Source organism: Streptomyces sp. NPDC043908 (assembly GCF_056435525.1).
In genome coordinates this window covers 1-11,520 of sequence record NZ_JBWKEI010000026.1, presented here as the reverse complement: position 1 = coordinate 11,520, position 11,520 = coordinate 1, and the positions used below count along the sequence as shown (strand labels likewise).

Below are 11,520 nucleotides of genomic sequence, written 5' to 3'. Positions count from 1 at the left end.
CCCTCCCCACGTCCGGGGGTGTTCCCGTTTAGTGCTTCACGCTGTCCCCGCAGTGCGGGGTGAGCTCAACTCCGGGCCCGGCTCCCCGTGCCATTCAGCCTCGCTCGACGACAAGTCCGAGCACGTCGTCGTACCCGATCCGGTCCTTGCCCAGAACGGCTGTCCCCTCTTCTTCCAGGACCAGCGCCCGCGCGTAACGCAGCCACGGATGACCGGCCCACCCAGGCAAGGGAGCGAGCTGCGCCTCGGCGGCCTCCGCAAGGCGCGCAGGAAGCCGCACCGTGCCGCCCAGCAGCCGGCCGACGGCCGTCTCGTCATCCACCTCGCCGTGCACGCCCATCCAGGTCCCGTCGACCGCCCGGTACCCGCCGGACGAGCGGCGGACGATCACCGCCTCCACCGACCGCGCGCCATCACGGACCACGGCGTCCAGGTCCTCTTCGGAGGCCGCTCGGCTGCCCGCATAGTGCAGCCCCTCCAACGTCGGCGCCCCCCACTCCCGTGGGCGCGTCAGCAAGAAGCCCTCCGCGCACCTCTCCCGCTCCTGCTCCTTCGCCAACCACGTTTCCCAGGCTGCATACTCATCCCAGTGCGGCGGGCAGACCGGCGCCTGTCCATACGCCCTGGCCACCAGAGCCGGCACACCAGCCGGAATGCTCCACCCGTCCTCGCACACCGTGCCGGCGTCCAGCGGGCCGGCTACCTCGGCGACCAGAGCGGCTGCCCTCAGCAGCGCCCACTCCCCATAGATCCCCTTCGATGCCGCAAGGAAGCGGGGCCGCCCGCTCTGCCCTGCCGCCGCCCCCGTCACCAGGACCCGCGGTTCAGCGAACACAGGCGGCCTGCGGGTCCCGCTGTGCCGGTGAAGCCGCCCGATGCGCTGCAGCAACAGGTCGACAGGAGCAAGGTCCGTGATCAGCAGATCCGCATCTATGTCGAACGACTGCTCGGCCAGCTGCGTGGCGATCACCACCATCCGGTCGGGCCTACCCTCACCCGCCTCTGGTCCCAGCAACCGCAGACACTCCTCGGTCCGCTGAGCCCGGTGGGCCGCGCACAGCCGCCCGTGCAACAGCCGCACCCGCCCCTCGAACCCTGTCTTCGTCAAGGCTCGGTGAATAGCCTGGGCACGGTCGACCGTATTGACCACCACCAGCACCACACCGCCGTCAGCGACCTCTTCCATCACCGTCGAGGCGATCAGCTCCCCGTCCTGGGCGATGTCGGGCAGCCAGCCGATCCGCGTCAACGTCGATGGCCGCCAGGACGGCACAACATCACGCGGACTCACCGCTACGGGCGCTCCGTTAAGGGCATAGGCCACGGTCACACACGGATAGCCGGCCGGCTCCGGCACCGGGCAGTGGACATCCGCCGCGCTCAGAGCACCTGACAGATACGCGTCCACGAAAGCCTGCCGCTGCGCCGGCGGAAGCGTCGCCGAGAGCAGGACCACCGGGACCCGGGCCTGCCCGAGCCAGCGCAGCGCCTCCAGGAGGAACTGACGCATGTAGACGTCTGCGGCATGCACCTCGTCAACCACCACAACTTTGCCCAGCAAACCCGCGAAGCGCAGCATCACATGGCGCGTGCGGGTCGCCGCGTGCAGAAGATGATCCACAGTGCCCACACCAAACGCGGTAAGCAGGCCCCGCTTATTACCGAGGAACCACTGGGCCGGGCCGTCAGGTCCCTCTTGCGGGCTGCCGCTGCCACCCGAGGTCCAGGAGGGCATGCCGTACTCCGCGTCCTCCTCGGTCGCCCCGTAGACATCGAACGGGTCCAGAGCCCCCGACTCCTCGCCCGTGCCAGGCTCTCCAGACAGGCCGGTCCGCTGGTCTTCCCAGATCCGCAGCCATGTCGGATTGAAGCGGCGCTTGCCATGCAGCAGCGCGACCTGCGCTTCCAGGTCCGGACCGAAGGACCGCACCCACTCCAACACCTGCTCATACATCGGATCGCTGGTCGCCTGCGTCGGCATGGCCACAAAAACACCATCCAACCCGAACCGGGCCGCCAGCACCTCAGCCGCCGCCAGCGCAGCCTTCGTCTTCCCCTCGCCCATCGGCGCCTCGGCCACCAACAGCCCCGGCGCCGGCATCGCCCACGCCCGCTCCACCAGCTCCCGCTGCGAGGCCCTCGGCTCCACCTTCAACCGCCCCGCCAGCGGAGCAAACCGATCCTCGGGAACCGCGAGTGCGCCCCACCCACCCCGCAGGCCCAGCCGCTGCCACGCCCCCTCCGCCCGCCGCCGGGCCCCTGCAAGAGAAATCTCGTGCGCATCCGAGAGCCCTTCGAACTGCTCACTGTCACTGGCAATCCAGTCCGCCATCACAATCAGCCCAGACAGCCCCAACTGCTCCGCCCGGTTCAACGCCCCCACCGGGCGCACATCCGCAAGGTCCTCGAACCCCACGGCCTGCGTGAATACGTCCACGACCGCCTTCTGCGCCTCCGCCCACGCGGCCCCGCGCCCCTGCACCTCCCGATGCTTCGGCTGCAGCCCCTGCACCGACGGGAACGCCCCGTGATGACCGGCCACCAACGGCCACACCCAAGCCGCACTTTCCGAGCTGCCCCACTCCGCTACCAGCCTCGGCCGCAATAATGCCGCACCCGCCACGTCATGCCGCCAGCCCTGCCGCCGGTTCGCCGGCAGCCGCCCCCACGACAACCCAGCCGCCCTGACCCGGGCGGCCTCAACCTCGTCTATCGCCTGGAACGCTGGACACGCCTTTCCGCAGTCATGAATCCCGCAGATCCACATGAACCACAACCGCCCGCGCCCACCGCTGATTTCCTCAAGCCGCTGCCGCAGCGCGCCCGACAGGTACCGCCCCCACATCACCTCGGCCACGGCAGCCGTATCCAATAAGTGCCCGAGCAGCAGATGAGACCGCCCCCCGTTCCGCGCAGCGGACTTCCCCCACAACCGCGACACCCTGGCGACCGCCTCATCCGGCAGCCCCATCCCTCGCATCAGGTCGACAATCGACCGCATGTCCTCCATTGGCACGACCCCTTTCGTACAGTGGACCCGCACCATAGACCCGCCCACTGACAACAACCGCCAAGCAGACGCCCCGAACCCGACGCAAGCAAAGGAAAAGGAGCTCCACCGCTCGCATCAGCCCAGGTCAAGAAGTGTCGTCCCCGCACCCGCGGGGGTAGTCCCTGCTGCCAACTGACGCGCGGAATGGCGTCAGTGTCGTCCCCGCACCCGCGGGGGTAGTCCTCCTCCGGCCTCGGCTCACCGGCCGGGATCTCGGTCGTCCCCGCACCCGCGGGGGTAGTCCATGGTGCGGGCCGTCGTGCTGCACACGATCGGGGTCGTCCCCGCACCCGCGGGGGTAGTCCCTCCCGGTGCCGGTGCCGCCGGTATCGGGGGTGGTCGTCCCCGCACCCGCGGGGGTAGTCCGGGCTTCAGCGGCGTTTCCATCGGCCTCGGCAAGTCGTCCCCGCACCCGCGGGGGTAGTCCGCCGGGTGTCGAGACGGCGCCGCCGAGCAGCGTGTCGTCCCCGCACCCGCGGGGGTAGTCCCGCCTGCCAGACCACGCCGGGATCGTCCCCGGAGTCGTCCCCGCACCCGCGGGGGTAGTCCCGGAGTGGGCGGAACGGAAGGGTTCCGCTACTTGTCGTCCCCGCACCCGCGGGGGTAGTCCTGGCCAGTCGGGCAAAGGCGGCGGCGAACTCCGGTCGTCCCCGCACCCGCGGGGGTAGTCCGGCCGAGCGGGAGCGGCGCCGGGCCGCCGAGTCGTCGTCCCCGCACCCGCGGGGGTAGTCCGACCAGAGCGCCGGAGACGCCGAGTGCCGTCACGTCGTCCCCGCACCCGCGGGGGTATTCCGCCGCTGGCGGGCGCCGTCGCGGTCACGCAGAAGTCGTCCCCGCACCCGCGGGGGTAGTCCTCGCACCGTCGGCGATCTGAACCGAGCCGACAGGTCGTCCCCGCACCCGCGGGGGTAGTCCCCGCTGCTCAACGTCGTCGTACGCCGTGTCGTCGTCGTCCCCGCACCCGCGGGGGTAGTCCGTATGGCCCGTCTTCTGCCCCGGAAGGCGGGCCGTCGTCCCCGCACCCGCGGGGGTAGTCCGTGCCAGTAGGTGATCTGCTCCGTCCAGATCTCGTCGTCCCCGCACCCGCGGGGGTAGTCCCTGGCCCCGTCCGGGCGGGGTGTCGGGGCAATCGTCGTCCCCGCACCCGCGGGGGTAGTCCCTTGTCGTACTGCGCGGCCGTGCCGCCGGTCTTGTCGTCCCCGCACCCGCGGGGGTAGTCCCGCTGCTCGGCGCGGATCCCGCTGTACGGGGCCGTCGTCCCCGCACCCGCGGGGGTAGTCCCGCCACGGCGGTCTGGGTCCTGTCCCTCGGACGCGTCGTCCCCGCACCCGCGGGGGTAGTCCCTTGTCCTCAATGGCGTCAGCTCCAGAGAGGACGTCGTCCCCGCACCCGCGGGGGTAGTTCGCCCGGGGTGCCGGACTTGCGATACCGCGGCTCGTCGTCCCCGCACCCGCAGGGGTAGTTCTGCAGTTGAGGCCCCATCAGGTAGAGGCGGTAGGTCGTCCCCGCACCCGCGGGGGTAGTTCCACACGTCTTCGGCCCGGATGAGCTGCGGGCGCGTCGTCCCCGCACATGCGGGGGTGGTCCCGGGCACCAAGCCATGACCACCTCCAAGACATGGTGGTCCCCGCGCATGCGGAGATGGTCCCCGATCGCGATCAGGACCCCGTGCACGGCGGCGGTGGTCCCCGCACCCGCGGGGGTAGTCCCGTCGTGCGCGGCCGCTACAGCCTCCCCCCGAGGTCGTCCCCGTACCCACGGGGGTAGTCCCCTGGACTCCCGGCTCTTGCTGCGCGATGTCGTGTCGTCTTCGTACCCGCGGGGGTAGTCCGTACAGACCGGCGGTGTCCTTGGAGGACTCGACGTCGTCCCCGCACCTGCGGGAAGGGTCCTTCCGCAGCACTATCCGCCTCATCGAGCACGTGTGGTCCCCGCGGGCGCGGGTAGCACGGCCACCTCACCCCGGACGGCGCGGTCGTGGTGGATCATGCCCGCATGCGCGGGGAGCACAGGCGGTGACTTGCGGGTTCAGCTGGCTGGCGGTGTGGATTTCACTCACTTTCATGTGGCTCGGCGTACCAGTCAAATTGCGTGACGTTTCCGCGTGTTGTGCTGTTACGGCCACAGGCTCCCGGTTGGGGGCAATCGAATGTGTCGACCAGCCCGGCCTCGGCGCGAAGGCCCGCGCGCGGGCCATGCCGCTGGTCCGGCCGTGTCTGCCTGAGCTGGCTGCCGTCGGGCTGATCCCGGCGGCAGCCACCGGCTAGCGGGCCGCGAAGGCGGCCTGGACCTCGTCGGCTCGGTCGGTCCACCAGTGCAGCAGTGCCTCGTCCGTCAGGAACATCTCAGCGAAGGTGGGGTCCTGGCGGTCGAGGTAGAACTCCAGCTGCCAGAAGTCGGTCAGCCGCTTCCACCACAGCCGCTTCACGGCGTCGGCAAGGTCCCCCTGCGACAGGTCGATCACAGACCGGTAGCCGGAGCAGAAGGCGGCAACACGGTCGAGGTCGAAGACGCCGCCGACCCCGAACTGCACCTGCGCGGTCCGCGCGACCTCCTCCCCATACGGACGGATCCCGAGCCGGTCCCAGTCCAGGACGGCAACGACCCGGCCCTCCCGTCGCAGCAGGTTGCGGTACTGGAAGTCACCGTGCGTCCACCCGTGGGGCCCGGCTGGCACTTCGCCCTCCGGCCGGGCAACGGCGTACCGGGCGAGGAGGGCGCGCCGGTCGGGCAGGGCTTCGATGGCAGCTTTGTCGAGGTCGGTCACCGGCTCAGCGGGCAGTCGGACCAGGAGAGCGGCGGCCGTCTGGTCTGCATCGGCCACGTCGCGGACCTTAGCCGCCGGCGCCGACTCCGGGACCGGGCCGGGGCCGTGCCGACGCAGGCCCTCATGCAGACGGGCCAGGAGAGCGCCGAGATCGCGAACCTGGTCGAGCGGGAGGTCGGTCCCCTGCACGTGCTCACCGTCCACCCAGGGCAGAACGCAGTAGCCGTGCCCGGCGACCTCCACCACGACGCCCCCGCCATCAGCGGGCAGCGGCGCCGGGACCGGAATCCCCTCGCGAGCCAGGTCCACCAAGACCGCGAGGTTCCTGCGGACCTTGGGCAGAGGAACGTCGGTGATCTCCTTCACCGCGTACGCCCCGGCAGCCGTCTCCAGACGCCAGTTCCGGTTCATCAGGCCATGGGCAAGGAACTGCCGGTCGCGCACGTCGCCCAGCCCGAAGACCTGGGACAGGGTCGGCAGAGCCGCCAGAAGATCGTCTTCTTGGGTTGCATCCGTCACGCCCAGCACGCTACGCCGACGCTGCATCCCGCGTCTGGATTCCTCATCCGATTCGTCCACCGCAAGCAACAAACGCGGACATCGCCAACCGACTACAAGCCCTGTACCAGGAGTTCGCCGGAGCCGTGAAGGTCACCCGTGCGTATTGCCTGGCCGCCGTCTCCACAGCCGGGGCCACCTCGTCTGCCGGCGACAGCCGCCGGATCTGACCGATGGCCAGCAGCACAACGGCCGCTGCGCGATCACCACGGCCCCGCCCGCGAGAGTCGGCCGCAGCCCCAGGTGCCGCGACAGCGGACCGGCCATCAGGTAGCCGACCGGGACGGGCAAGATCTGGCCCAGCGTCGAGTACGACATTGTCCGGCACAACTTCTTTACCCGGATGCGTTCCTGGGCCAGGGAGGCTCACGTCGTCATGCTGAACGCCAGCCCCGTCCCGGCCGCCACTGTGGTGGCAAACAGGACCGGCAGCGGGACAGCAGCCGACATTGCGGCCAGCGGCAGGCTCATCGAGACGGCACCGAGGCACACCACCACCCCGACCAGGCGGGGGCTTCCACAGCAGCGCGAGCGCGGCACCGGCCACCAGCCCGGCGGTGAACCTGGAGACGACCCAACCCCCGGCGCTGCCCCGCCCAGCACTTCGAGTCCGTAGACCGCCCCGAGCAGCTGATAACCGGCTAGCCACACCGGCACCATCACGGACGCCCGGGTGACCATGACCCACAGCCATCGCCGGGACCGGAAATCCGCCCAGCCCTCGCGCAGGTCGGCCAGGAACCCGGTACGGACCTTCATTCGGGCAGTGTTGAGGTCCATCCGAGCGCGCAGCAAGGCCGCTGCCGCGGACGTGGCCGCGTCCCAGCCGCTCACCCAGGCCGGACCGATAACGGTCACCAAGCCGCCCGGCGCAGGCCGGCGACCTGCACTGAGGTTCTTCGAGTTGGCCACCGATCGGGGGATGTGTCGTGAAGCGCAACACGTGAGGCCCCCGGGCTGTTGATCGAGATGTCTGACGTCTCAACCACGTTGATCGGTGGCCTCGTTGGTCATTCATCCTGCCGCACGTGACCTGCCGTACGCACTCGTGGAATGGGTCACCATGCTGATCGTCACCCGTGAGGGCGACCGAGGCTCGCGTGCTTCCGGGGCCCCCAGCGCCCGGGATCACCCCCACAGGCGCGGGGACCACGGCGCCGTGTCCGGCAACGTCGAGATGATCGAGGGATCACCCCCGCAGGCGCGGGGACCACGAGCCGGAGACCGAGGGCGAGGGCTACGTGCCGGGACCGCCCCCGCAGGCGCGGGGACCACGGTCTTGGGGGCCATGGGTGTCCTCTCTTACGGGAACACCCCCGCGTACGCGGGGACCACGCAGAAGTCCGGCGCCTGCGCACCCTGTGCCGGGAACATCCCCGCGTACGCGGGGACCACACGTCGAACCCGGGCGTGGAGTGAGAACGCGGGACCACCCCCGCAGGCGCGGGGACCACCCCGAGTTCTCGCCCTGCATGGGCATCTGAGTGGGACCACCCCCGCAGGCGCGGGGACCACGTGACTGCGGTGACGGCCTTGTTGCCTGCTCGGGGACCACCCCCGCAGGCGCGGGGACCACTCCTGGACAACGAAATTCCCCTGCGTGCCGAAGGGACCACCCCCGCAGGCGCGGGGACCACTTGCGCATCACGCTCGGCGAGGACGGGAGTCCGGGACCACCCCCGCAGGCGCGGGGACCACGTCTACCTGCCCCTACTGCGTCCAGCCTGTCAGGGACCACCCCCGCAGGCGCGGGGACCACTCGACGTGAACGGCGCGAACATCGTCGGCCCGGGGACCACCCCCGCAGGCGCGGGGACCACTGTCGGGTGCCTCGGGATCAGACACCGTGAGGGGGACCACCCCCGCAGGCGCGGGGACTACGGCCAGTCACTGTCGCCCTGCTGGCGACTGCCGGGACCACCCCCGCAGGCGCGGGGACCACTTGCCATGGCGCGGCGCAGGCTTGGGTCACCTGGGACCACCCCCGCAGGCGCGGGGACCACTCTGGGGAGTTCATCGGCCGGGCGGCCGGGGCGGGACCACCCCCGCAGGCGCGGGGACCACTCGTCCACACCGAAGCAGATCGCGCCCTGGAGGGGACCACCCCCGCAGGCGCGGGGACCACACAAGGGTCTGCGTCAAATTGGTGCCTGTGGTGGGACCACCCCCGCAGGCGCGGGGACCACACCGTCCTCCTCGACGGCGCGGCCCCACAGGCGGGACCACCCCCGCAGGCGCGGGGACCACCATGCCCCATCGCTGGCTCGCGGCGAAGCCTAGGGACCACCCCCGCAGGCGCGGGGACCACGGCAGCAGGGCCTTGGAGGCTGAGCTGCCACGGGGACCACTCCCGCAGGCGCGGGGACCGCGGCACGCCGGAGGGCGCCGCCAACGTCGTCGAGGGACCACCCCCGCAGGCGCGGGGACCACCCCCACCGGAACACCGTGACCCCTCTCGCAACGGGACCACCCCCGCAGGCGCGGGGACCACCGGAACGCCTGCGCCCAGCTGCTGGTAGAGCTGGGACCACCCCCGCAGGCGCGGGGACCACCCGCGGGGCCCCGAGGCGTACGAGCTCTGTGCGGGACCACCCCCGCAGGCGCGGGGACCACCGGGAGGGCGGCGGCATGACGCACCCCCCGCTGGGACCACCCCCGCAGGCGCGGGGACCACTGATTGCGGAGTGCAGGCGGCGCTGCTGCCCCGGGACCACCCCCGCAGGCGCGGGGACCACTTGACCGCGAGCGGATTGCCGCCAGACTCCTGGGGACCACCCCCGCGGGCGCGGGGACCACTCGCTGTTGGCGTCCTTGGGGGCCCAACTGTTGGGACCACCCCCGCAGGCGCGGGGACCACCGTGCCCTCGGCAGCAACGATCTTGGTCATGAGGGACCACCCCCGCAGGCGCGGGGACCACTGGGCGGCGGCGGCAGCAGCTGCCGCCGCGTTGGGACCACCCCCGCAGGCGCGGGGACCACTCTCGACGGCACCGACGCCGCCCCGTGAGCAGGGGACCACCCCCGCAGGCGCGGGGACCACCACCGCGACTCCGGCACCACCGACTACGCCGAGGGACCACCCCCGCAGGCGCGGGGACCACCCGGTGATACGGTCCGAATGGGCCGCAATACCGGGACCACCCCCGCAGGCGCGGGGACCACTTCGACTTGCAGCCGCTTATAGTCGCGGAGCTGGGACCACCCCCGCAGGCGCGGGGACCACGCGATACGCGGGATCGCCTTGGCGACGTCGTCGGGACCACCCCCGCAGGCGCGGGGACCACACTCCATCACCCGGTCGATACCGCGGCTCAGGTGGGGACCACCCCCGCAGGCGCGGGGACCACCACGTGGCCAACCACGTCTCGCCGGGCCAGGCGGGACCACCCCCGCAGGCGCGGGGACCACATGCGGCGATGGAGCCGGACATGCCCACAAGCGGGACCACCCCCGCAGGCGCGGGGACCACAGGCCGCGACCCGCGGGTTCAGTCGGTTTCGGAGTGGATTTTGCTCACTTTCATGGAGTCCGGCATTCTGGTCAAATCGCTTGTTTTTGTCTGTGTGTTGTGTTGTTCCAGCGGCAGGATACCGGCCGGGGGGTTCTGTGGCTTCGGAACTGTTGGCTGCTGGTGGTCGACCCCGGTCCTGCGGGCCGCGGAGGGGAGTTCCTCAGTAAAGGGGGGCGTGCGTGGTGGGAACTCCCGCGTGCGTGGCGTCCACGGCGCTGCTGGTCGGTGTCTGTGATGTCGGTCCGCAGGGGCCTCTTTGGCGTGGGAGTGTGAGAGGAGGTGGGTGGTGAGTGTGGGTGGGGGAGGGGATGTGGTTGCGGGGAGGGGCTTGCCTCAACTGACCCGTACCCACCGGGCCTTGGCCGTCCTCGTGGTCGCGGGTGCGGTGATCATTGCCGGGATCGGGTTCGCGGGTTCTTACGCGGCGGTGCGCGCGCTCGCGGGGAAGAAGGGTTTCGGGAAATTCTCCCTCGTCTTCCCTATAGGCATCGACGCGGGCATCTGTGTGCTGCTCGCGCTCGACCTGCTGCTGACCTGGATCCGCATCCCCTTCCCGCTCCTGCGCCAGACCGCCTGGCTGCTGACGGCCGCGACCATCGCCTTCAACGGCGCGGCCGCCTGGCCCGACCCGCTCGGCGTCGGCAATGCACGCGGTGATCCCGGTCCTGTTCGTCGTCGCCGTCGAGGCCGCCCGCCACGCGGTCGGCCGGATCGCGGACATCACCGCCGACAAGCACATGGAAGGCGTCCGCCTCACCCCCTGGTTCCTCTCTCCCGTCCCCACCTTCCGGCTGTGGCGCCGCATGAAAATCTGGGAGCTGCGCTCCCCCTACGAGCAGGTCATCAAGCTCGAACAGGACCGCCTCGTCTACCACGCCGGCCTGAAGGCCCCCTACGGCCGCGCCTGGCGCCGCAAGGCCCCCGTCGAATCCCTGATGCCGCTGCGCCTGGCCCGCTTCGGCGTCCCGCTCGCCGAGACCGGCCCCGCGGGTCTGGGTCGAGCATGACACTGAGCCCCCGACCTCATGCTTGGAGTTCGGCGAGGCTCTGGCCGTCGCGCACGGTGAGGGCTGCGAGGATGGCAAGGCCGCTGGAGACAAGGCCTCGGTGACTGCACGCGTCCAGGGCCATGAGCCGTGCTGCGACCGTGGTGTCGAGGTCTGCTCCGCTGTCGGTGCGTAGTGGGCGTCTCGTGGTGGGTCCATTTCATTGCCCCCAGCCTGCGGCCCCTGGGGAGTGGTGTCGTGATGAGACATGTTCAACGGCACTATGGGGGACAGCAGCATCCACTATCGGCACCTTCGACGCGGCTGGCACACGCCCGGGTGGTCTTCTCGCGATCCGTGCCGAGCCGCCGCGTACAAGCAGCCAACGCGCGCTGCTTCTCCCGGGGCGCCCTCTGGCGGGTCCTCGCACGGATCCTGGTGGTACGGCACCATCAGGCGCGGCTCGCCGAATGGTACGCCGGCCTAGACGGCCTGCGGAGCACGGCGCAGACCGCTGGAGAGGCCCCCCGAATGGGCCACATCGGTCGCTAACTGGCCCTAACAAAGCCTCTGGACATGCCGATGGGTGATCAGGCAGACGGCGAGGCCCAGGAAGGCTTCATGGATGTCGTCGCGTCTTTCCCAC

At 71.0% G+C, this 11,520-nt stretch carries 3 protein-coding genes, 1 pseudogene and 2 CRISPR repeat arrays; of the genes and pseudogenes, 1 reads left to right on the top strand and 3 read right to left on the bottom strand.

All coding sequences use genetic code 11. The features are described 5' to 3' along the window. Window positions 1–94: 94 nt before the first annotated feature. The 3 genes from cas3 to AC069K_RS34325 form a co-directional block, all read right to left on the bottom strand. Window positions 95–3,010 (bottom strand): CRISPR-associated helicase Cas3', encoded by a 2,916-nt coding sequence (cas3, locus tag AC069K_RS34335; protein WP_478622633.1) that lies wholly within the window; start codon window positions 3,008–3,010, stop codon window positions 95–97. A gap of 136 nt (window positions 3,011–3,146) precedes the next feature. Beyond that, a CRISPR array of direct repeats spans window positions 3,147–4,639; the repeat unit is 28 nt; unit sequence GTCGTCCCCGCACCCGCGGGGGTAGTCC. A 676-nt stretch (window positions 4,640–5,315) separates the two neighbouring features. Beyond that, on the bottom strand, window positions 5,316–6,347 hold the full coding sequence (locus AC069K_RS34330) for a phosphotransferase (RefSeq protein ID WP_478622686.1): 1,032 nt from the start codon (window positions 6,345–6,347) through the stop codon (window positions 5,316–5,318). Between the two features lie 396 nt (window positions 6,348–6,743). Continuing rightward, window positions 6,744–7,136, bottom strand: a complete 393-nt coding sequence (locus AC069K_RS34325) for a hypothetical protein (RefSeq protein ID WP_478622631.1) — start codon at window positions 7,134–7,136, stop codon at window positions 6,744–6,746. Window positions 7,137–7,501: 365 nt separating this feature from the next. After that, window positions 7,502–9,846: a CRISPR direct-repeat array (repeat unit 29 nt; unit sequence GGGACCACCCCCGCAGGCGCGGGGACCAC). A gap of 370 nt (window positions 9,847–10,216) precedes the next feature. On the opposite strand from AC069K_RS34325, the pseudogene AC069K_RS34320 reads away from it, so the two are divergent. Continuing rightward, window positions 10,217–10,892 (top strand): annotated as a pseudogene (locus AC069K_RS34320) (DUF2637 domain-containing protein); the annotation flags it as partial. Window positions 10,893–11,520: the final 628 nt, after the last annotated feature.